At 65.2% G+C, this 19,577-nt stretch carries 20 protein-coding genes and 1 tRNA gene; 8 read left to right on the top strand and 13 right to left on the bottom strand.

What is annotated here, in order from left to right:
* Positions 1-75: 75 nt before the first annotated feature.
* The 9 genes from ACW179_RS07825 to ACW179_RS07865 all read right to left on the bottom strand — a co-directional run bounded on the left by ACW179_RS07825 (position 76) and on the right by ACW179_RS07865 (position 6,991).
* On the bottom strand, positions 76-213 hold the full coding sequence (locus ACW179_RS07825) for a hypothetical protein (protein WP_492063733.1): 138 nt from the start codon (positions 211-213) through the stop codon (positions 76-78).
* Positions 214-360: 147 nt separating this feature from the next.
* A complete protein-coding gene (locus tag ACW179_RS07830) occupies positions 361-1,143 on the bottom strand; it encodes an SDR family NAD(P)-dependent oxidoreductase (protein WP_492063734.1) in 783 nt (260 codons plus the stop codon).
* Between the two features lie 76 nt (positions 1,144-1,219).
* Positions 1,220-1,981: a site-2 protease family protein gene (locus tag ACW179_RS07835; RefSeq protein WP_492063735.1), complete on the bottom strand. Its 762-nt coding sequence runs from the start codon at positions 1,979-1,981 to the stop codon at positions 1,220-1,222.
* Positions 1,978-2,397, bottom strand: a complete 420-nt coding sequence (locus ACW179_RS07840; RefSeq protein ID WP_492063736.1) for an NUDIX hydrolase — start codon at positions 2,395-2,397, stop codon at positions 1,978-1,980. Before ACW179_RS07840 ends, ACW179_RS07835 begins: the two co-directional genes overlap by 4 nt.
* Positions 2,394-3,452 carry a patatin-like phospholipase family protein gene (locus ACW179_RS07845; protein ID WP_492063737.1) on the bottom strand — a complete coding sequence of 353 codons (1,059 nt, stop codon included), beginning with the start codon at positions 3,450-3,452 and terminating at the stop codon, positions 2,394-2,396. The genes ACW179_RS07840 and ACW179_RS07845 overlap by 4 nt, the downstream gene beginning before the upstream one ends.
* Before the next feature lie 14 nt (positions 3,453-3,466).
* Complete coding sequence (locus tag ACW179_RS07850; protein ID WP_492063738.1) at positions 3,467-4,264, bottom strand: 3-hydroxybutyrate dehydrogenase; 798 nt, start codon at positions 4,262-4,264, stop codon at positions 3,467-3,469.
* Between the two features lie 101 nt (positions 4,265-4,365).
* Positions 4,366-5,133, bottom strand: a complete 768-nt coding sequence (gene yaaA, locus ACW179_RS07855; protein ID WP_492063739.1) for a peroxide stress protein YaaA — start codon at positions 5,131-5,133, stop codon at positions 4,366-4,368.
* Between the two features lie 169 nt (positions 5,134-5,302).
* Positions 5,303-6,244: an electron transfer flavoprotein subunit alpha/FixB family protein gene (locus tag ACW179_RS07860; RefSeq protein ID WP_492063740.1), complete on the bottom strand. Its 942-nt coding sequence runs from the start codon at positions 6,242-6,244 to the stop codon at positions 5,303-5,305.
* The gene (locus ACW179_RS07865; RefSeq protein ID WP_492063741.1) at positions 6,245-6,991 is read right to left on the bottom strand and encodes an electron transfer flavoprotein subunit beta/FixA family protein; all 747 of its coding nucleotides are present in this window, start codon (positions 6,989-6,991) and stop codon (positions 6,245-6,247) included.
* 231 nt (positions 6,992-7,222) lie between these two features.
* On the opposite strand from ACW179_RS07865, the gene ACW179_RS07870 reads away from it, so the two are divergent.
* Complete coding sequence (locus tag ACW179_RS07870) at positions 7,223-7,501, top strand: hypothetical protein (protein WP_492063742.1); 279 nt, start codon at positions 7,223-7,225, stop codon at positions 7,499-7,501.
* A gap of 38 nt (positions 7,502-7,539) precedes the next feature.
* Here the strand turns inward: ACW179_RS07870 and cysS are convergent, their stop codons facing one another.
* Complete coding sequence (cysS, locus tag ACW179_RS07875; RefSeq protein ID WP_492063743.1) at positions 7,540-8,931, bottom strand: cysteine--tRNA ligase; 1,392 nt, start codon at positions 8,929-8,931, stop codon at positions 7,540-7,542.
* Positions 8,932-9,123: 192 nt separating this feature from the next.
* Here cysS and folE point away from each other — a divergent pair, with 192 nt between their 5' ends.
* Positions 9,124-9,771 (top strand): GTP cyclohydrolase I FolE, encoded by a 648-nt coding sequence (gene folE, locus ACW179_RS07880; protein WP_492063744.1) that lies wholly within the window; start codon positions 9,124-9,126, stop codon positions 9,769-9,771.
* 123 nt (positions 9,772-9,894) lie between these two features.
* Here the strand turns inward: folE and ACW179_RS07885 are convergent, their stop codons facing one another.
* Positions 9,895-10,779 (bottom strand): DUF817 domain-containing protein, encoded by an 885-nt coding sequence (locus ACW179_RS07885; protein WP_492063745.1) that lies wholly within the window; start codon positions 10,777-10,779, stop codon positions 9,895-9,897.
* 160 nt (positions 10,780-10,939) lie between these two features.
* Here ACW179_RS07885 and hisI point away from each other — a divergent pair, with 160 nt between their 5' ends.
* The 3 genes from hisI to ACW179_RS07900 are packed head-to-tail and all read left to right on the top strand — an operon-like array spanning position 10,940 to position 13,681.
* Positions 10,940-11,353, top strand: coding sequence for a phosphoribosyl-AMP cyclohydrolase (hisI, locus tag ACW179_RS07890; RefSeq protein WP_492063746.1), 414 nt, complete (start codon positions 10,940-10,942; stop codon positions 11,351-11,353).
* A gap of 1 nt (position 11,354) precedes the next feature.
* Positions 11,355-11,981 carry a LysE family translocator gene (locus tag ACW179_RS07895; protein WP_492063747.1) on the top strand — a complete coding sequence of 209 codons (627 nt, stop codon included), beginning with the start codon at positions 11,355-11,357 and terminating at the stop codon, positions 11,979-11,981.
* A gap of 44 nt (positions 11,982-12,025) precedes the next feature.
* On the top strand, positions 12,026-13,681 hold the full coding sequence (locus ACW179_RS07900; RefSeq protein WP_492063748.1) for a M61 family metallopeptidase: 1,656 nt from the start codon (positions 12,026-12,028) through the stop codon (positions 13,679-13,681).
* A gap of 55 nt (positions 13,682-13,736) precedes the next feature.
* Here the strand turns inward: ACW179_RS07900 and ACW179_RS07905 are convergent, their stop codons facing one another.
* On the bottom strand, positions 13,737-15,437 hold the full coding sequence (locus ACW179_RS07905) for an alkaline phosphatase D family protein (RefSeq protein ID WP_492063749.1): 1,701 nt from the start codon (positions 15,435-15,437) through the stop codon (positions 13,737-13,739).
* Positions 15,438-15,699: 262 nt separating this feature from the next.
* On the opposite strand from ACW179_RS07905, the gene ACW179_RS07910 reads away from it, so the two are divergent.
* On the top strand, positions 15,700-15,927 hold the full coding sequence (locus ACW179_RS07910; protein ID WP_492064270.1) for a ferritin family protein: 228 nt from the start codon (positions 15,700-15,702) through the stop codon (positions 15,925-15,927).
* Between the two features lie 8 nt (positions 15,928-15,935).
* Here the strand turns inward: ACW179_RS07910 and ggt are convergent, their stop codons facing one another.
* Positions 15,936-17,669: a gamma-glutamyltransferase gene (gene ggt, locus ACW179_RS07915; RefSeq protein WP_492063750.1), complete on the bottom strand. Its 1,734-nt coding sequence runs from the start codon at positions 17,667-17,669 to the stop codon at positions 15,936-15,938.
* Positions 17,670-17,920: 251 nt separating this feature from the next.
* Here ggt and ACW179_RS07920 point away from each other — a divergent pair.
* Both ACW179_RS07920 and ACW179_RS07925 read left to right on the top strand, forming a co-directional pair.
* Positions 17,921-17,997, top strand: a tRNA-Arg gene (locus ACW179_RS07920).
* Positions 17,998-18,017: 20 nt separating this feature from the next.
* The gene (locus ACW179_RS07925) at positions 18,018-19,562 is read left to right on the top strand and encodes a DUF6538 domain-containing protein (RefSeq protein ID WP_492063751.1); all 1,545 of its coding nucleotides are present in this window, start codon (positions 18,018-18,020) and stop codon (positions 19,560-19,562) included.
* Positions 19,563-19,577: the final 15 nt, after the last annotated feature.

Consider the following 19,577-nt stretch of genomic DNA (forward strand, 5'->3'; position numbering starts at 1 on the left):
CCGTCCTCCCGTTGTTTTCCGGCAGGATGGGCGTCGGGGCGGCGCGCTAGCAAGCGTGCCGCGAGGGCAGCGGGATCAGACCCGGTCGGAGCGGACGGCTTCGGTTGTGGCTTCGGTCGTGAAGAAGCAGGCGGCCATGGCGGTCAGCATCATGGCGATCAGGGCCAGCATGCCGCGCGGTGGAGTCAGGCTGACGACGTCTTGCGGGGTCATGGTTTCGTTTCCTCGAACGGCGCCCGGATCTGATGTCCAGGCTGCCTGCCGAAGAAGCTTCTCACCAAGGTCGAAGGTCCGCAAGACCCTTATTTCTCTAGGGTTTCTTCGACTCTTCGGTCCAGAAATCAATCGTGACCCTGAGGATCAGAAAATCGAATAGCCGCCGTCGATGATCAGGGTGTCACCCGAATGATAGCTGGAGGCGTCCGAGGCCAGATAGACGGCCATGCCGCCAAAATCGGCCGGCTCGCCCCAGCGGCGGGCCGGAACCCGCGGGATGACCTTTTCGGCGAAGGCCGCGTTGCCCTGGGCGCCGGCCGTCATGTCGGTGGCGATCCAGCCGGGCAGGATGGCGTTGGCGCGGACGCCATAGCGGGCATGCTCCACGGCCACCGACTTGATCATCGAGATCACCGCGCCCTTGGTGGCGGCATAGGCTTCGTTGCGCGCCGCGCCCTCGATGGCGGCCAGTGAGGCGATGCCGACCAGCGAACCGCCCGGATCTCCGCTTTTGGCCCGGTCAACCATGTGCCGGCAGGCCTCGCGCAGGGTGAAGAACACGCCGTCCAGATTGACCGCCAGCACCTTGCGATAGGTCTCGGTGGTCATGTCCACAAAGGACGGTGAGCCAAAGCCCACGCCGGCATTGGCGAACACCGAGTCGATCCGGCCCATGGCTGTCACCGCCTCGACCATGGCTTCGGCCACCTGGGTCTCGTCGGAGACATCAACCGTCTGGGCCTTGACCCGCACGCCGTGCTTCAGCAGTTCGCCCTCGGCGGCCTGGTTGCGATCGGCGTTGGAGCCCCAGATGACGATGTCGGCGCCCGCCTGGGCCATTGCGCTGGCCATGCCAAGGCCGATGCCGCGATTGCCGCCGGTGACCAGCGCAACCTTGCCGGCCAGATTGAAGGGCGCATAGGCCATGACGTTTCTCCCCAAGCTTTGAACGCTTGTTTGAAGGAGAGGCGGTCAGGGCGCGAAGGTCAAGGCTGCCCGAACGTCACTTCCAAAAGTGGAAGGCGTCCCAGCCGCCGCCCATGGCTTCGGCGGGCACGCCCAGCAGGGCGGCGATCAGGAAGGCCAGGCCCAGGATGACTCCGCTGACGCCCGGTACGAAGAAGATCAGGCCAAACAGAACCAGGAAGCTGATCGGCTCGAAGCGCGCCAGCGCGTTGCGAACGCCTTCGGGCAGATAGGGCCGGATCACGCCATAGCCGTCCAGTCCCGGAAAGGGCAGCAGGTTCAGGATCAGGGCGCTGGCCTGCAGAAAGGCGAGCAGGGCGAGGGCTTGATGCAGAGCCGGCGCGCCTGCGGCCAGCGGCGTCATCAGGGCGATGACAACCAGCACGATCAGGGTCCCAACCGGCCCGGCCAGCGAGGCCAGGGACCGCCAGCGCCGACTGCGCATCAGATCTTCGCGCAGATAGACCGCTCCGCCGGGAAAACCGATCCCGCCCAGCGCCAGGGCGATCAGGGGCAGGATCAGCGTGGTCGACAGGTCGGTATATTTCAGCGGGTCGAGGGTCAGATAGCCCTTGCCGACAATGGTGGTGTCGCCGGCCTTGTGCGCCACGAAGGCATGGCCGAACTCGTGGATGCCGACGCTCAGCACCCAGGCCAGGGCCACGAAGGCGAAGGTCAGGAACCCGGTCAGGCTGGTCTCGATGGTCAGAGTCCAGCCCAGGGCCAGCACCGAGCCGAGCAGGATCAGGGCGTTGGGGCTGATGGCGGTGCGCGGCGGCGGCGCGTCGATCACGCTCATGCGGCGAAACGCTCGTAGGTTTCGGTGATCATTCGGCGGGTCTCGTCCCATTCAACCAGCGCCATGGCCTGATCGCGCGAGACGAAGCGGGCCTCGGCCGCATCGTCGCCGGCGACCGGCTCGCCCGCCGTCCAGCGGGCCGCATAGTCGATCAGCACATAGTGACGGGTGATCTCGCCACCCGGTCTGGCGGGAAACACCCCGTCGATCACGTCGATCAAGCCCAGCAACTCGGCGTCTACGCCGGTCTCTTCCTTCAGCTCGCGCAGGGCGGTGGTCATGGTGGTCTCGCCCCATTCCATGCGGCCGCCCGGCAGGCTCCATTGGCCCAGGCGTGGCGGCGTGCCGCGCTTGATCAGCAGCACCTCGTCGCCGCGCAGGCAGACGACGCCAACCGTGGGCACGGGAACGTTCATGGAAAGCCGACCTTCAGATCAACGCTGGATTTCACGCCGATGCAGTCACCGCTGTCGGTCAGCCAGGCTTGCGCGGCTGTGCGGCCGCGTTCCTTCAGGTCGGACAGAAAGCTCCACTCGGTGTTGAACTTGGTCGACAGCGAAAGATCGGCCAGCGGGCCGTCGGCGGTGATGGCGTGGACCAGCATCCTGCGATAGCGACCCTTGGCGGTGTCTTTCAGCAGGCCCTCGTCCAGCAACTTTTGCACAAAGCCGATGGCCCGCAGCTCTGCGGCCAGCGAGGCATTGAAAGTGATCTCGTTGAGCCGGTCCATGATCTCGCCCGGCGATTTGGGTGTCTCTTCGCGCACAAACGGATTGAGACTGACCACCAGGATGTCGTCTGGCGTGTCGTCATAGAACAGCGGCCATAGCGGCGGATTGGCCAGGAAACCGCCGTCCCAATAGGGCTCGCCGTCGATCTCGACGGCCTGGAACACCTGGGGAAGGCAGGCGCTGGCCATGATGTGCTTGGCCGTCAGCTCGGTCTCGCGGAAGATCTTGGCCTTGCTCTGCCGCACAGCCGTGGCGGCGATGTAGAGTTTGATCGGCGAGCGCTCGCGGATCGCCTCGAAGTTCACCGTCGCCTCCAGCACGTCGTGCAGGGGGTTGAGGTTGAACGGATTGAACTCGTAGGGGCTCATCGACATGGCGATGGTCTCGGCCATGCGCCAGCCGGGGGTGTTCTTCAGCCAGTCAGGGCCGGAAAACGCCTTGGTCCAGATGCTGCTGTCACCAAATACGTTCTGCCCGCCGGCCTTGTTGGTTTCGCGCCAGAAGGCGTCCAGCGCTTCGCGGGCTCCGTCGCGGCCGCCAGCGATCAGGCCATGGGCCAGGCTGACCGCATTCATCGCCCCGGCCGAGGCGGCGGTCACCGCCTTGATCTCGATGTCGTCCTCTTCCAGCAGGCGGTCGAGGATGCCCCACTCGAAGGCACCATGGGATCCACCGCCCTGCAGGGCCAGGCTCAGGCCGCGCGGGCCGGCGGGCTTCTTCTTGAACGGGCCGATGGGCATGACCCGCTCCCTGGCTATTGCGCGGTCCAGCCGCCGTCGATCTGGAAGGCCGAGCCATTGGCCGAGGCCCCGGCGTCAGAGACCAGATAGAGCAGCATGCCTGAAAGCTGGTCAAAGGTGACAAATTGCTTGGTCGGCTGGCTGGCCAGGATGACATCCCGCATGACCGCTTCCTCGCTGATGCCGCGCGCCTTGGCCTGGTCGGCGATCTGGGCCTCGACCAGGGGGGTCTTCACGAAGCCTGGGCAGATGGCGTTGCAGGTGATGCCGTGCTGGGCGACTTCCAGGGCGACCGTCTTGGTCAGTCCCAGAACCCCGTGCTTGGCGGCCACATAGGCGGCCTTGAACGGCGAGGCGATCAGGGCGTGGGCCGAGGCGATGTTGATGATACGGCCGCGCCCCTGCGCCTTCATGATCGGCACGGCGGCCTTGGTGGCGTGGAAGGCCGAGGTCAGGTTGATGGCGATGATCTGGTCCCACTTGTCGGTGGGGAAGTCCTCGATCGGGGCCACGTGCTGGACGCCGGCATTGTTGATCAGGATATCCAGCTCGCCGAATTCGGCCTTGGCGGCCTTGACCATGTCGGCGATCTGGTCGGGCTTGGTCATGTCGGCGCCGTTGTACAGCACCTCGACGCCGTGCTTTTCCGCCAGCTCGGACCGGGTGCGCTCGATGGCGGTCATCTCGCCCAGGCCGTTGAGCACGATGTTGACGCCCTGGGCCGCCAGGGCCTCGGCGAGCGCGTGACCGATGCCGCTGGTCGAGCCCGTGACGATGGCGACCTGCCCTTGCAAACCGAAGTCCACGGCCATTCGGCGCGCTCCCTGCTACTGCGACCCTAACGATGCTGCATTGCAGCATATAGCCCGCTCCGACGAAGGGCGAGCGCTTATAAATTCATCGATAGGTGAAATTAAGGCTGGGGGCGAGCAAAAACCCAATCGGTGTCGGTCGATAGGGCGGGGCGGAAGGCATAGCCGTCCAGGTCGAAGCCCTTCAGATCCTTGGCCTGATCGACACGGTTGTCGATGATATAGCGCGCCATCCGGCCCCGGGCCTTCTTGGCGAAAAAGCCCAGCACCTTAAGCGCGCCGGCCTTCTCTTCCTTGAAGTGGCAGGTGACGACCGGCAGTTTCAGGGCCTTGGCGTCGACGGCACCGAAATATTCCTGGCTGGCCAGATTGACCAGGGTCTTGTCGGCATGGCCCTGGGTGGCGTCATTGAGGGTCTTGGCGATGGTTTCGCCCCAGAAGTCATAAAGATTATTGCCGCGCTTGGTCTTCAGCCGCGTGCCCATCTCCAGCCGATAGGGCTGCAGGGCGTCCAGCGGCCGCAGCACGCCATACAGGCCTGACAGGATCCGCAGGTGGTCCTGGGCCCAGTCCAGCGCCGGGCGGTCCAGTTCACGCGCCGCCAGCCCGCCATAGACGTCGCCATTGAAGGCGATCACGGCCTGCAGGCCCTCTTCCACCTCGGGATCGAAATGCTGGAAGCGCTCGCGGTTCAGCACCGCCAGCTTCTCGGAAATGTGCATCAGGCGGCGCAGGTCGGCGACCGTCAGCTTGTGCGTTACCTTGGCCAGTTCGGCGATCTTGCCCTTCAGTTCGGGCGTGGTCAGGGGCAGCACCTGATCGGGCGCGGTGAAGTCCAGTGACTTGGCGGGGGAGATGACCATCAACATGGGGCGGGAAATAGGGCGTCCCGTCGGGGTACGCCAGTGCGCGTTTGGCGATTGATGCCCGCTTGGCGAACCTGTCTCCAAGCGTCTGGATCCGGTCGGCCTTGGCCGGCGCAAAAAAAGGCCCGGAGTCGCCTCCGGGCCTTTTCTGCATCGGTGTGAAACCGAAGCCTTACTTTCCGGCTGCCGCGAGGGCGTCCATCAGTTCAGGCACGGCGGTCTTGTAGTCGGCGACCAGGCCGAAATCGGCGACCTGGAAGATCGGCGCGTCGCTGTCCTTGTTGATGGCGACGATGATCTTTGAGTCCTTCATGCCGGCCAGGTGCTGGATGGCGCCCGAGATGCCGATGGCCACGTACAGGGCCGGAGCCACGACCTTGCCGGTCTGACCGACCTGGTAGTCGTTGGGGGCGTAGCCCGCATCGACCGCCGCGCGCGAGGCGCCGACAGCGGCACCCAGCTTGTCGGCCAGGGGCTCGATCACCCGCTGGAACTCTTCAGCCGAACCCATGGCCCGGCCGCCGGAGACGACGATCTTGGCTGCCGCCAGTTCCGGACGATCCGACTTGACCATTTCTTCGCTGACGAAGCGGGTCTTGGCGGCATCGCTGCCCGAGACGGTCTCGACCGGAGCCGAGCCGCCTTCTTCCGCCGCTGCGAAGGCGGTGGGGCGCACGGTGATCACCTTCTTGGCGTCCGACGACTGGACGGTTTCGAGGGCGTTGCCGGCATAGATCGGACGCACGAAGGTGTCGGCCGAGACGACTTCCACGATCTCGCTGATCGGGGCGACGTCCAGCTTGGCGGCGACGCGCGGCGCGAAGTTCTTGCCGCCCGAAGTGGCCGGCACGAGGATCGCGTCATAGTTCCCGGCCAGGGCCAGAACAGCGTCGGCTTGGGCTTCGGCTACGCCATGGCCCAGGGCTTCGCTGTCGGCCAGCAGCACCTTGCGGACGCCGCTGATCTTGGCGGCCGCATCAGCCACGGCCTTGGCGCCATGGCCCAGGACCAGAACGTCCACGTCACCCGAAAGCTTCAGGGCGGCGGTGACCGTCTTGTGGGTGCCGTCGCGCAGCACCAGGTTGTCATTATCGGCGACGACGAGAACGGCCATCTAGAGCACTCCCGCGAGGTTGAGCTTGGCCACCAGGTCGGCGGCGGTTTCCACCTTGATGCCGGCCGAACGCTTGGCCGGTTCGGCGACCTTGAGCACCGTCAGGCGCGGCGCGATATCGACGCCGTAGTCGGCGACCGTCTTGCTGACGATCTCCTTCTTCTTGGCCTTCATGATGTTGGGCAGGCTGGCATAGCGCGGCTCGTTGAGGCGCAGGTCGGCGGTGATCACCGCCGGCAGGTCCACGTCCAGGGTCTGCAGGCCGCCGTCGACTTCGCGGGTGACCTTGGCGGTCGAACCGGAAATTTCGATGGCCGAGGCGTAGGTGGCCTGGGGCCAGCCTGTCAGGGCCGACAGCATCTGGCCGACGGCATTGTTGTCGCCGTCGATGGCTTGCTTGCCCATCAGGACGAGGCCCGGCTGCTCTTCGGCGATCACGGCCGCCAGCAGCTTGGCCACGGCCAGGGGTTCGGGATCGGCGTCGGTGACGACCAGCACGCCGCGGTCGCCGCCCATGGCCAGGGCCGTGCGGATGGTTTCCTGGGCCTGGGCCGGGCCGATGCTGACGATGACGATCTCGGTCGCCACGCCTTTTTCCTTGAGACGCACGGCTTCTTCGACCGCGATCTCGCAAAAGGGATTCATCGACATTTTGACGTTCGCCAGATCGACGCCCGTCTGGTCCGCTTTGACGCGAACCTTCACGTTGTAATCAATAACCCGTTTAACCGGGACAAGGACCTTCATCGGGTTTCTGCGCCTCCAGGCTACGTTTTCTCCTGCGTGGGCACGGGATTACCCTTTTTGCACCGCAACGCAAGTTTCCCTTTGCGTAAGCGTAAGGTGGTTCTACGCCGCAAGTTCAAACAAGTGTACGATACTTTGTCTGTGTCGTCCGGCCGCTCTAACGCCCCTGGAGGCAAAGCGGCGCGCAAAAGGGCTGGTCAGGCTTTCGGGCGGCCACTAAACAGCCGGGCCATGAACCGCACCATCGAACGCCTGAAGTACATTTTCGTCGGCCTGTTCCTGGTCAGCAACCTGGGCGTGTTCGGCTATCACTACCTGTGGGTCTGGCCCAAGGAGCGCTGCGAGGCGCGCGGCGGGGCCTGGGCGGGCAAGTGGATGAAGTGCGCCACGATCTATCCGATCGAGACCCTGACGCGTCGTCCGCTGAATGTGCCACCGATTAATGGCGAGGCCGCGACGCCGCCCGCCGCCGCGCCGGCCCCTGCGGCCCCGACGCCCGCCAAGAAGTAGTGGCCGCGACCCGCCGCGAGGCGGGCCGCAGCACTCTCCTAGTCCTTCATCCGCCAGGTGGCGCCGGCCGGTCCGTCCATGACCACCACGCCCAGGGCGTCCAGCTCGGCGCGGATGGCGTCAGCGGCGGTCCAGTCCTTGGCGGCCCGGGCCTCGACACGGCGCTTGAGCAGATCCTCGACCTGGGCCTTCAGGTCGTCGGAGGCGTCGCCCTCGAACCAGCTGTCCGGGTCAGCCTGCAGGAAGCCCAGCAGGGCGCCGGCCTCGATCAGGCGAGCCTTGTTGGCGGCGATGGCGACGGTGTCCCCGGCCGTCACCGCCCGCTCGATGGCGCTGGAAACCTCAAAGAAGCACGAGATTGCCTGGGGCGTGTTGAGATCATCCTCAAGCGCGGCGATCACGTCTTGCGGGGCCTCCATCGCCTGGTCCATCGGCACGTCCTTGGCACGGCGCAGAGCGCCGTACAGGCGGTCGAGCGCCTTCTTGGACTGCTCCAGCAGGTCGGGCGTCCAGTCCAGCGGCTGGCGGTAATGGGCGCTGAGCAGCGCCCAGCGGATCACCTCGCCCGGCGTCGTCTTCAGCAGCTCATGGGGCAGGATCACGTTGCCCAGGCTCTTGGACATCTTCTCGCCGGACATATCCAGGAAGCCGTTGTGCAGCCAGTAATTGGCCAGAACCGGGGCGTCATGGGCGCAGCGGCTCTGGGCCACTTCGTTTTCGTGGTGCGGGAAGGCCAGATCAATGCCGCCGCCATGGATGTCGATGGTCTGGCCCAGCTGCTTGTCGATCATGGCCGAGCACTCGATGTGCCAGCCCGGACGGCCCGCGCCCCAGGGGCTGTCCCACACCGGCTCGTTTTCCTTCGAGGGCTTCCACAGCACGAAGTCGGCGGGGTGACGCTTGTAGGGCGCGACCTCGACCCGGGCCCCGGCGATCATGTCGTCCATGTTGCGACCCGACAGCTGGCCATAGTCGTCGAAGGCCTGGGTGTCGAACAGCACATGGCCCTCGGCCGCATAGGCCTTGCCGTTCTGGACCAGCTTCTCGATCATCGCGATGATCTCGCCGATATGCTCGGTGGCCTTGGGTTCCAGGGTCGGCGGCAGGGTCAGCAGGCCGGCTGCATCGGCGTGATAGGCAGCCAGGTAGCGGTCGGTGATCGTCTTGATCGGCACGCCCTCGTCGAAGGCCTTCTTATTGATCTTGTCGTCCACGTCGGTGACGTTGCGGGCATAGATCACCGCGTCTTCGCCATAGATATGGCGCAGCATCCGGAACAGGACGTCGAACACCACCACCGGCCGGAAGTTGCCGATATGGGCGTGGTTATAGACCGTGGGCCCGCAGACATACATCGTCACCCGGTCCGGATCGGCGGGGACAAAGACGCGCTTTTCGCGCGTCAGGGTGTCGTGGAGCTTCAGGGTCATGAGAAAACTGGTCTGCCTGACGTAACGGGAGGGTGTTGCGGAGGAATGAGCGGGTCCCATATAGCTATCGGACACGCGGACGACACGTCATCTTTTGGCGAGTTTGGCCGTAGCTGTGAATCGGGTGGCACGCGTCATTCCGGAGCGAGAGGCGCTCCGGCGCAACTCAGCCCGTGGAAAGACCCTTCCGACATGGACGCTGTCACGCCGAAGACCGCTCTGGCCGAGCCTTGCGCCTGCGCCGCCGACGACCTCCAGCACGGCCTGCAAGGCCGCCCGTCGCGCGATGAAGCGCTGGCGGCGGTGCGCACCCTGCTGGCCTGGGCCGGAGACAATCCCCAGCGTGAGGGCCTGCTCGACACGCCCCAGCGCGTGGTCGATGCCTATGGCGAGTGGTTCGCCGGCTATGAGGGCGACCCGGCCAAGGAGCTGAGCCGCACCTTCGAGGACGTGCAGGGCTATGACGACATGGTCATGCTGCGCGGCATCGATGTGCAGAGCCATTGCGAGCACCACATGGCCCCGTTCCTGGGCAAGGCCTGGATCGCCTATATGCCGACCGGCAAGGTGGTGGGCCTGTCCAAGCTGGCGCGGCTGGTCGAGATCTACGCCAAGCGTCTCCAGACCCAGGAGACCATGACCATGCAGATCGCCGACGCCATCGAAGACCACCTGTCGGCGGCCGGGGTCGCCGTGCTGATCGACGCCGAGCACCAGTGCATGAGCACCCGCGGCGTTCGCCACCACGACGTCTCGACCATCACCACCCAGTTCCGCGGCGTCTTCAAGACCGACAAGGTGCTGCAGCAGCGGTTCATGGATCTGGTGGTGCGGAAGTAACGATCCTCCCCCAAGAGGGGGAGGTGTCGGCGAAGCCGACGGAGGGGGAAGTGACCGCTGACTCATTGCGGTCTTCCCCCTCCGGCCTACGGCCGCCTCCCCCTTCAGGGGGAGGATTTTAGGCTAAGCCGCCGCCTTGATCCCCTGCCGGATCTTCGCCACGCAGGCGTCGACCGGACGGTGGACCAGCGAGACCAGGACGAAGCTGATCAGCATCAGCAGGTACCAGGCCCCGATCTTCTCGATCGACACCATCGACCAGCCGTTCTTCTGGCTGGGATAGATCCAGGCCCCGGCCAGGGTGCCCAGGTTCTCGGCCAGCCAGATGAACAGGGCCACCAGCAGCAGGCCCACGATCATCGGCATGCGGCGGGGCTTTTCGTCGGGCGTGAACACGAACCAGGTGCGGCCAAACATTACTGCCGACAGGGCGAACAGGCCGATGCGGATGTCGGGCCCGTAGTGATGGGTGAAAAAGTTCAGATAGGTCAGGCCCGCCAGGATCCAGGTGGTCCAGAACGGCGGATAGCGGATGAAGGTGATGTCGAACAACCGCCAGGCCCGGGCGATATAGCTGCCGACGCAGGCATACATGAAGCCCGTGAACAGCGGCACACCGCCGATCCGCAGCAGGCTGGGCTCGGGATAGATCCACGAGCCCTGGGCGGTCTTGAAGACCTCCATCACCGTGCCGACCAGGTGGAAGATGAAGATCACCGCCGCCTCGTCCCAGTGCTCCAGTTTCAAGCCCAGCAGGGCGACCTGGATCAGCAGGGCGGCGATGACGAGAAAATCGTAGCGCGCCAGCGGCGCGTCCTTGGGCCAGAACAGAAAGGTGCCGACCAGCAGGGCCAGCATCAGGCCGCCGAAGAGGCAGGCCCAGGCCTGCTTGAGGCCAAACAGCAGGAACTCATAGGCGCGGCCATGCCAGGGCGAACGCGCCGCCCAGGGCCGAGCCCGGACGTCCAGCGTGGCGACCGCCGCCTTGATGCGATCCTTGAGACTCATGAGTTCTCCCTGGATCAGAGACTAAAGCATCGTGCGGAAAAGTGGGAACCGGTTTTCCGCAAAAACGATGCGAAAACAGAAAGCTAGGGCAAAGGCAGGATTCCTAAATCGCGCTTTTTGCCCTAGCCGAAATGGCCCCAAGGGCGCCATATGCCACGCCATGAGCGCTTCCCTGTTCCCGACCGCCCCCGACAAACATGCCCTGGAGCGCGGCGAGGCCCTGGCCCCGCGCTTCAACGCCGACGGCCTGGTGGTCGCCATCGCCCAGCACGCCGACACCGGCGAGATCCTGATGCTGGCCTGGATGAACGACGAGGCGCTCAAGCTCACCGTCGAGACCGGGATCGCCCACTATTTCAGCCGTTCGCGCCATGAACTCTGGAAGAAGGGCGAGACCAGCGGCCAGCTGCAGATCGTCTCAGAACTGCGGGTCGACTGCGACCAGGACGCCGTGCTGATCAAGGTTCGGCCCCAGGGCGACGGCGGCGCCTGCCATGTGGGCTTTCGCTCGTGCTTCTACCGCGTCTGGGAAGAGGGTCGGCTGGTCGAGCGCGAGGATGGTGCAGGGTCCTGACATGACCACACTACAGGCCCTGCTGGCGTTCGGCTTCGCCGCCTTCCTGCTGACCATCACGCCGGGGCTCGACACGGCTCTCGTCCTGCGTACTGCAGCGACAGACGGACCCCGCCGGGCCTTCGCGGCAGCGCTGGGCATCGGGATCGGCTGCATGGTCTGGGGCGTGGCCGCCGCCTGCGGGGCCGGGGCCCTGCTGACCGCCTCGGAAACCGCCTATACTGCGCTCAAGTGGGCCGGCGCGGCCTATCTGGTCTGGGTCGGCGGCAGGATGCTGATGAAGCCCCGCGACAGCTTCGAGCCCGGTGCCATAGTCCCCACCGGCGGCGGGGCCTTGGCATCCCTGCGACGCGGCCTGCTGACCAACCTGCTCAATCCCAAGGTCGGGGTGTTCTATATCTCGTTCCTGCCCCAGTTCGTGCCGCCAGGCGCCGATCCGGCCAGCTTCGGCATACTGCTGGCGGCGCTGCATGTGGTGATGGGCCTGATCTGGGCCGGGCTGCTGATCGCCGCCACCGCGCCCCTGGCCGGCCTGCTGCGCGAGGCCGCCGTGATCCGCTGGCTGGACCGGATCACCGGCGGCGTCTTCATCGCCTTTGGCCTGCGCCTGGCGCTGGAGCGGCGTTAGAAGCGCCGGCCGGTTCATCCCTGGCGCAGACAAGGAGAAACACGATGCGCCGAACAAAGCTTCTTCTAGCGATTGTTGCGGCCTTGATGTTGCCCCTGTCGAAGGGGGCCGCAGCGACTCTAACCGCACCGGTGACTTACGAAATCTCACCGAAATTCGAAGCCGGGATCCTTACAGACCTCGAGGTGAAGCTGCAATTCGAGGCCGATGCGAGTGGCGTCACGACACTGGAATTGCCCAGCGCCTCCATGGGGCAAAAGGCGCTCTGGCGCGGCCTGCTGGACCTGAGGGCTGAGGGGGCGGACATCGAAGGCGACGGCCCGACCCGAACTTTGAAGTCGAAACCCGGCAAGAGCATAGCCATCCGCTATCGCATCTCGACGACCATCGACCATGAGCCCACCGATGCGGACGGCTATCCCAGCACACCCTGGATCCGTCCTTCCTGGTTCTTCGTCGATGGGCCGAGCGCCTTGGTGATCGTGGCGGACCGACCCGATGCACCCGTCGTGTTGAAGTGGAGCGGCTGGCCTAAAGGCTTCACACTCGCGTCCAGCCTGGAGCACTTCAAACCGACGCACCCGAAAAACAGCTTTTTCATCGGTGGCCGTGATCTGCGGATCGTCCAAAACGGGCCGCTGCGCCTGGCGATCCGAGGGCAATATCCGCTTACAGACGCTGAAATCGCGGCGGATCTGGCCAAGATCCTGAAAGCCGAGCGCGAGTTCTTCGCGGATGACGCAGATGCCCCCTATCTCGTCGCTGCTTCCAGCCTTGAGACCGGCCCGATCAAATCTTTCAGGGGTGCCTGGAAAGAGGGCGGCTTCGCGATGGTCGCCTCGGCAAGCCTGACGCAGGAGGACCTGCGGCCCTTCCTGGCGCACGAACTGTTCCATGCGTGGAATCCCGCTCGGCTGGGCATGCCGATCGGTCCACGCGGATATTGGTTCAGCGAAGGCTTCACAGACTTCTATGCGCGGCGTCTCCTCCAGCGGGCGCGCCTGCTTTCACCGACCGCGTTCGCAGACGCCTGGAACGAGACGCTTCGCGGCTACGGCGTTTCCCCGGCGAAGACGATGCCGGGTGCGCAAGCCGCTGAAGCGTTCTGGACCGACCCCGACGCGGAGAAGATCGCCTATCAGCGCGGCGCGATGCTGGCGGTTCTCTGGGATTGGCGTCTGCGCCAGCGCGGTCAAAGTCTCGACGCCGTGGTGCGCGCGCAGGCGCAGGCCTTTCGGGAAAGTCCGGATGCCGCTGTGACCGACCTGTTCGTCGCGGCGATGGCCAGGGCCGGCGTCGATGTCGGCGCGGATCTGGACGCCTATATCAACAGAGGCGCACCCATCGTATTGCCTGAAGAGGCTTTCGCACCTTGTGGCAAGCTGGAGCGCGTCGAAGCTGCAAGCTTCGAGCTCGGATTTGAGCCCGTTCCGACCCCGGATGGTCATCTCGCGATTGCCCGAATGAAGCCCGGGAGCGCCGCCTACCGCTCTGGCTTGCGAGACGGAATGATCATCTTGCGCAAGGTATCAGGGACCAACGGGGACTCGACCCAACCTTACGAACTGCAGGTGCAATCGCCCGACGGCACGACCAAGGCTGTGCGCTTCTTTCCGCAGGGTGCGGGGAGCGTTCTGTATCAGCAATTGCGGCTCGATCAGGCTACCGCAGACAGGCCGGAAGTCTGCGACTTTCCCTGAGGGTTCTGAACGCGCTCGCGAAGAACGGGGAGAAGGAGTGCTGAGAGGGATACTCTCAGCCTTCCCTCAACCCCTCAACACCCCCGCCCGGCGTCGGCGTCACCACGAAGCGCTTGAGCACCCGGGTCGTGTAGGCCGGCTCCACGATGGTCGAGACGGCGATCATCTCGCTGGTCGCCTTGCCATGCTCCAGGGTCAGCAGCACGAAGCCCTTGGCCCCCGGATCGGCGAACTTGACCTCGGTGTTGCGCGCCGCGAAGGCCTCGCCCAAGGGAACGCCGGGCAGGATGTCGCCATAGCCCGGCGAGGTGACCCCGGTGGCCCCGAACTCGACGGCCACCCGCTCGGCACCCCCCGCATCGAACAGCTCATTGGCCCAGAACGAATGGCTGTCGCCCGACAGCACGATCGGATGGGCGCCGGCGCTCTTGAACAGGTCGTACAGCCGCTCGCGGTCAGCCGGATAACCGTCCCAGGCGTCGAGATTATAGGGCAGGCCCAGGGCCGACAGGGCCACGCCCTGGCGGATGCGCTCGCGGACATAGGGCGGCAGCTTGGCCAGCATGGGCTCGAACCTGTCGCCCAGCAGGGTCTGCAGGTTGGGCCCGGCGACGCGGGCCATGACGATCTGGTTGCCCAGCACCTGCCAGGCGCTGCCGGCCTTGACCGAGGCGTTGACCTGACCCGCCAGCCATTGGCGCTGGGCCTCGCCCAGAAGCCGATGGTCGGGATCCTTCCACTTGGCCGAGAAGGCGGCCACATCGGGCTTGCCGTCGACCATCGGCAGATCGGTGGCATAGTCCAGCTGTTCGGTCCTGGCGGTCAGGCGCGTCTCGGTCATCAGCAGGGTGGCCACATCGCCGAACTGGAACCCGCGCCAGCTGGCTTCTGGCAGGGTGCCGGCGGCCGGCTCGCGGATCGGCATCCACTCGTAATAGGCCTTGAGCGCCACGGCCTTGCGCGCGGCCCAGTCGCCTTCGCCCTTTTCCGGGTTGTGGTTCTGGGCCCCACCCTGCCAGCTGTCATTGGTGGTCTCGTGATCGTCCCACACCACGATCCACGGCGCGCGGGCATGGGCAGCCTGCAGATGGGGATCAGTCTTGTAACGGGCGTGCCGGCGGCGATAGTCGTCGAGGGTGACGATCTCGTGCATCGGGTCAGGCATCCGCTGCGCGGCGACCGGCGAATTCATGCCGTAGTCGGTGGGCGCGCCGCCGTACTCGTAGATATAGTCGCCCAGATGCAAAACGGCGTCGACGCGCGGAAGCTTGGCGATGGCGTCATAGGCGTTAAAAAAGCCGTTCGAATAGAGCGAGCACGAGGCCACCGCCAGGACGACATCCCTGGTCGGCCCGGCCGGCAGGGTGCGGGTGCGGCCCACCGGTGAGGTCACGCCGTTGGCGACGAACCGGTACCAGTACTCGGTTCCCGGCTTCAGCCCCCGGCCGTCCAGGTCATGCTTGACGGTCCAGTCGCGGCCGGCGTGGGCGCGCAGGCCCTTGCTGGCGCTGACGATGGACTTGAAGTTCGCATCGGCGGCCACCTGCAGATCAACCAGGATATCGCCTGAATTCGCAGCCGTGGGGGTGACTCTGGTCCAGAAGACCACGCTGGTCGGCCCCGGATCGCCACTGGCGACGCCGTGCTCGAACGCTACCGCGCCCTTGTTGAGAGGCTGCGCGCAGACCGCGCTGCCGGCCCCGGCTGCACCGCCCAGGCCGAGGAATGCGAGAGCTCTGCGGCGATCGATGTTCATGGGGGTTCTTTCCTGGGTCCACGGCGCCGCTTGCGCGTCTCGTGCGTTAGTCCCGCAGCACAACAGGATGATGACGCATGTCCAGCGAAGGCCTTCACGTTCCCCGTGAGAAGCTCAGTCAAAAGACCCTCAACCGCCACTAAAGCGTTATTCGGCGAAGTGGATGCCGGTTCGCCGCCGAAATAACGCGTCAAAACAAGAATCTAGAGCAAACGACATGATTCAATCATGACGACCTTTGCTCTAGGTCATCACCTCGCTGATCGAGGAGTTCGAGGCGGTTGACTGGTATCGTCAGCGTGCCGACGACTGTGACGATATCGAGCTGAAGAAGATCCTGCTGCACAACGCCCGCGAGGAGCTGGAGCACGCGGCCATGGTGCTGGAATGGCTGCGCCGCGACGATCCCGAGACCGACGCGCTGCTGCGCCAATACCTGTTCAAGGACGGCTCCATCGCCGGCCATGAAGAGGCGGCGACGGAGGGGTAGGCGCTTTCTTAGAGACCCTTGGCGACGCCTTCGCGCCGGGGGTCTGCTCCGCCCTCCATCACGCCACCGGGACGCACGATCACCCCGTGCAGGCCCGAGGTCTCGTACTGGCCGGTCTTGACCAGCACGCCGCGGGCATTCAGCGCTGCGACCATCTCGGGTCCGAACTTCTCGGCGTCGCCGGAGAAATTGTCGCCGCGCGAGACCAGGTTGGGCAGGTTGATCGCGTCCTGCATCGACAGGCCCCAATAGAATACGCCGACCATCGCCTTGAGATTATAGGACAGGATGGCGTTGCCGCCCGGCGAACCGACGGCGGCCAGGAACTTGCCCTTGCTGTCCAGCACGATGATCGGGGCCATCGAGGAGCGCGGCCGCTTGCCCGCCGCCACGGCGTTGGCCGCCGGGGCACCGTCCTTCTCGACGGGCGAGAACGAGAAGTCGGTCATCTGGTTGTTGAGGAAGAAGCCGCCCACCATCCGGCCCGAGCCGAAGATGCTTTCGACCGTGGTGGTCATCGACACCACATTGCCCGCCGGATCGACGATGACGAAATGGGTGGTGCCGGAGGGCTCCTTGGTGGCGTCGATCCCGACCTTGGGCGCGCCCTTGGGCAGGCCGAACGCGGGCGCCGGGCCGGCGGTGTCCTTGATCAGCCGGGCGCGCTGGGCGACATAGGCTGGATCCAGCAGGCCCTCGACAGGAACCTTCACAAAGGCAGGGTCGCCCATATAGCGGTCGCGGTCAGCATACATGACGCGCTCGGCTTCGGCCAGCAGGGTCCAGGCCACAGGGTCCTTGGGACCGCGCGTGGCGATGTCGGTATGCTCCAGCATCATCAGGGCCTGGATAACCGCAAGGCCGCTCGACGAAGGGTTGGGCACGCAGACCGTATAGACCCTCCAGGGCCGGCACAGGGCGTCGGACGATCGCGGGCGATAGGTCTTCAGGTCCGACAGGCTGATGCTGCCGGGCAGGGCTCCTTCGCGCACCTTGTCGACGATGGCCTGGGCGATGGGGCCCTCATAGAGGGCGCTGGGCCCCTCTGCGGCTAGGCGCTTGAGTGTCGTGGCATAGGCCGGGTTCTTCAGGGTGTCGCCGGCCTGGTAGCGGGTTCCGTCGGGCTTGGTGAAATAGGCGATGACGTCGCTCGCACCGTTCTGCGGAACGCGCGAACTATTGATCATGCCCGCCAGACGCGGGCTGACCGTGAAGCCCTCGCTGGCCAGGCGCTCGGCGTCGGCGAACAGCGTGTTCCACCGGGCCTTGCCATGCGCCTTCTGCGCCTGGGCCAGCATGGCCACCGCGCCGGGCACCCCCGTCGAGCGGCCCGACAGCAGCGCGGTCACGAAGGGCAGGGGCTTGCCGTCCGGCCCCATGAACATGTCCGGTCCCGCGCCGCTGGGCGCTTTTTCCCGACCGTCATAGGCCGTGACCTTGCCGCTCCTGGCATCGTAGTAGGTCATGAAGGCACCGCCGCCCAGGCCCGAGCTCTGCGGCTCGACCAGGCTCAGCACCGCCTGGATCGCGACGGCCGCATCAGCCGCGCTCCCGCCATCGCGCAGCACCCGCAAGCCCGCCTCGACCGCCAGGGGATTGGCCGCCGCGACGAAGCCACGCGGGGCTGCGGCAGCCGGTGGCGCCGCTAGCGGCGCCGTCGGCGTGGCGGGCGTCAGGGCGGTCTGGGCGCAGGCCGACAGGGCCAGGAGGCAAACCAGGGAAAGCGGAGCGAAGCGACGCATGCGTACAGGTTCCGTTGGATCGGCGCCGCGACCCAGGGGCGGGCGATGAGGCTCTCATGGACAACAAACACCGCCGCCTGTCACGCCTCGACGTCGCCCATCGATCCCGAAACCCCCTTCACGCCCCGATCCGCGCGCCCGGCGCCCGGCCCCGAAGCGTTTGCGACAAAATCTTTTCGCCGATCCTCCAAACGGCGCTTGCGCCCCGCAATTGAACGGGCTATCTCCCCCGCCTCGCCGAAAGGCAATGCGCGCCCGTAGCTCAGCTGGATAGAGCATCAGACTACGAATCTGAGGGTCGGACGTTCGAATCGTTCCGGGCGCGCCATTTCTCCAAGCATCGTTGAAATGATTACGGTTCCACCGTCTGGGGGACCGTCTTCGGACGATTGCTACACAAACCTGCTACACAATCTCGACCACGATCAGGGCCTAAGTGTCTCAGAACGCTCGGGAAAGCCCGCGCGCGACTGCTACACAAACCGTCTACACAAAGTTCGAACGCACTTCGTCCGAAGAGCCGGTCGTCTCTACTATCGGCGGCGTGTCCCAGAGGCCTTGCAGGGCATTGTCGGGAAGCGAGAAGTTTGGAGATCGTTGGGGACGGACAGCCCCACGGTGGCCCTGCGTCGCTCCCACCAAATTGCCGCCCAGATCGAGCGCGACTTCGAAGCAGCGCGTTCGGCGATTGGGCGAAAAGTCGATCAGACGATTCTGCGTTGCTCGGATCGTGACGGGCGAAATCTGACCGCCGAAAAGGCCAGCGATGCTCCTTCAGCCGCCACAGTTGAGGACGGCGGTCCCACGCTCGGCCAAGTCTACGATGCCTACATGGGCGACCCGACGCGAGACTGGTCGCCTCGGACGCGGCTGGCTTATGAGACCACTCGAAGGATGGTGGTGGCGGTGCTGGGGGAGACCACGCCTGTCCGGTCCATCACCCGCGCTCGATGCCGGGATTTGATCGAGACGTTACGATGGCTACCGCGTCACGCTGGAAAGCTCTATCCGGGCCTCGACGCGGCCGAGATCGCCGCAAGGTCCAAGGAGGCGGGGCGCGGCGATCTGGTAAGTGCCAGCAACATCAACAGTTACCTCAACAAGATGGGTGGGGTCTTCAACTGGGCCGTCAAAGAGGAGTTGATGGACCGGAACCCGGCTCAAGGGCTGAGAATGCCGGATGCGACGTTGAGGCGTGACAAGCGGCTCCCTTTCTCAAAGGTCCAGCTTCGAGCCATTTTCAACGCGCCGCTTTACACGGGCTGCCGCGATGACGGGCATGGCTACGCCGTGCCCGGCGACGACCGTCCGCGCAACGCCCGCTTCTGGATTCCGCTCATCGCTCTATTCTGTGGTCTTCGCTTGAACGAGGCATGCCAACTTGATGTCGCGGATGTCAGGCCGGTGGATGGCGTCGCTTGTTTCGCGATCACCGAGGCGTCACAGGCCGACGAAACTGACAAGCGGCTAAAGACGGCTTCCAGCGCGAGATTGGTCCCAGTTCATCCGCAGCTTCTCGCGCTCGGGTTCATGGAATTCGTTGCTGCGCGCCGACGTGCTCGCGAGATCAAACTGTTTGGCGAGGTTGGGCTCGGAGCAACGGGTTATCGTTCTACCACCTTCTCGGCTTGGTTCACCCGGTTCAGCGGAAAGGCCGGAGTTCGATCCAGCAAGACCTGTTTTCACAGTTTCCGTCACACCTTCCGAGACGCGCTTCGCGAGGCTCGGGTGGAGCGGGACATTGCTCTTGCGCTAGGAGGCTGGTCGGCTCCCGGTGGCTCGGGCTCGTCAGCTTCGGTGTCGGATGCCTATGGCAGCGGCTATGCGACTGCGACCCTGTTCGAAGCAATCAGTCGGGTTCGCTATCCCGACCTAGACCTGTCGCATCTATGAGATCGAAATCTCGGA

It is taken from the genome of Caulobacter sp. AVps18 (genome assembly GCF_058681425.1).

Excerpts from the sequence above, each read along its gene's own strand:
- ACW179_RS07850 (WP_492063738.1), bottom strand. The coding sequence starts at position 4,264 with ATGGCCGTGGACTTCGGTTTGCAAGGGCAGGTCGCCATCGTCACGGGC.
- ggt (WP_492063750.1), bottom strand. The coding sequence starts at position 17,669 with ATGCGTCGCTTCGCTCCGCTTTCCCTGGTTTGCCTCCTGGCCCTGTCG.
- ACW179_RS07825 (WP_492063733.1), bottom strand. The coding sequence starts at position 213 with ATGACCCCGCAAGACGTCGTCAGCCTGACTCCACCGCGCGGCATGCTG.
- ACW179_RS07925 (WP_492063751.1), top strand. The coding sequence starts at position 18,018 with ATGATTACGGTTCCACCGTCTGGGGGACCGTCTTCGGACGATTGCTAC.
- ACW179_RS07835 (WP_492063735.1), bottom strand. The coding sequence starts at position 1,981 with ATGAGCGTGATCGACGCGCCGCCGCCGCGCACCGCCATCAGCCCCAAC.
- ACW179_RS07845 (WP_492063737.1), bottom strand. The coding sequence starts at position 3,452 with ATGCCCATCGGCCCGTTCAAGAAGAAGCCCGCCGGCCCGCGCGGCCTG.
- ACW179_RS07885 (WP_492063745.1), bottom strand. The coding sequence starts at position 10,779 with ATGAGTCTCAAGGATCGCATCAAGGCGGCGGTCGCCACGCTGGACGTC.
- ACW179_RS07900 (WP_492063748.1), top strand. The coding sequence starts at position 12,026 with ATGCGCCGAACAAAGCTTCTTCTAGCGATTGTTGCGGCCTTGATGTTG.
- ACW179_RS07860 (WP_492063740.1), bottom strand. The coding sequence starts at position 6,244 with ATGGCCGTTCTCGTCGTCGCCGATAATGACAACCTGGTGCTGCGCGAC.
- yaaA (WP_492063739.1), bottom strand. The coding sequence starts at position 5,133 with ATGTTGATGGTCATCTCCCCCGCCAAGTCACTGGACTTCACCGCGCCC.
- ACW179_RS07905 (WP_492063749.1), bottom strand. The coding sequence starts at position 15,437 with ATGAACATCGATCGCCGCAGAGCTCTCGCATTCCTCGGCCTGGGCGGT.
- ACW179_RS07840 (WP_492063736.1), bottom strand. The coding sequence starts at position 2,397 with ATGAACGTTCCCGTGCCCACGGTTGGCGTCGTCTGCCTGCGCGGCGAC.
- ACW179_RS07870 (WP_492063742.1), top strand. The coding sequence starts at position 7,223 with ATGAACCGCACCATCGAACGCCTGAAGTACATTTTCGTCGGCCTGTTC.
- folE (WP_492063744.1), top strand. The coding sequence starts at position 9,124 with ATGGACGCTGTCACGCCGAAGACCGCTCTGGCCGAGCCTTGCGCCTGC.
- ACW179_RS07895 (WP_492063747.1), top strand. The coding sequence starts at position 11,355 with ATGACCACACTACAGGCCCTGCTGGCGTTCGGCTTCGCCGCCTTCCTG.
- ACW179_RS07830 (WP_492063734.1), bottom strand. The coding sequence starts at position 1,143 with ATGGCCTATGCGCCCTTCAATCTGGCCGGCAAGGTTGCGCTGGTCACC.
- hisI (WP_492063746.1), top strand. The coding sequence starts at position 10,940 with ATGAGCGCTTCCCTGTTCCCGACCGCCCCCGACAAACATGCCCTGGAG.
- ACW179_RS07865 (WP_492063741.1), bottom strand. The coding sequence starts at position 6,991 with ATGAAGGTCCTTGTCCCGGTTAAACGGGTTATTGATTACAACGTGAAG.
- cysS (WP_492063743.1), bottom strand. The coding sequence starts at position 8,931 with ATGACCCTGAAGCTCCACGACACCCTGACGCGCGAAAAGCGCGTCTTT.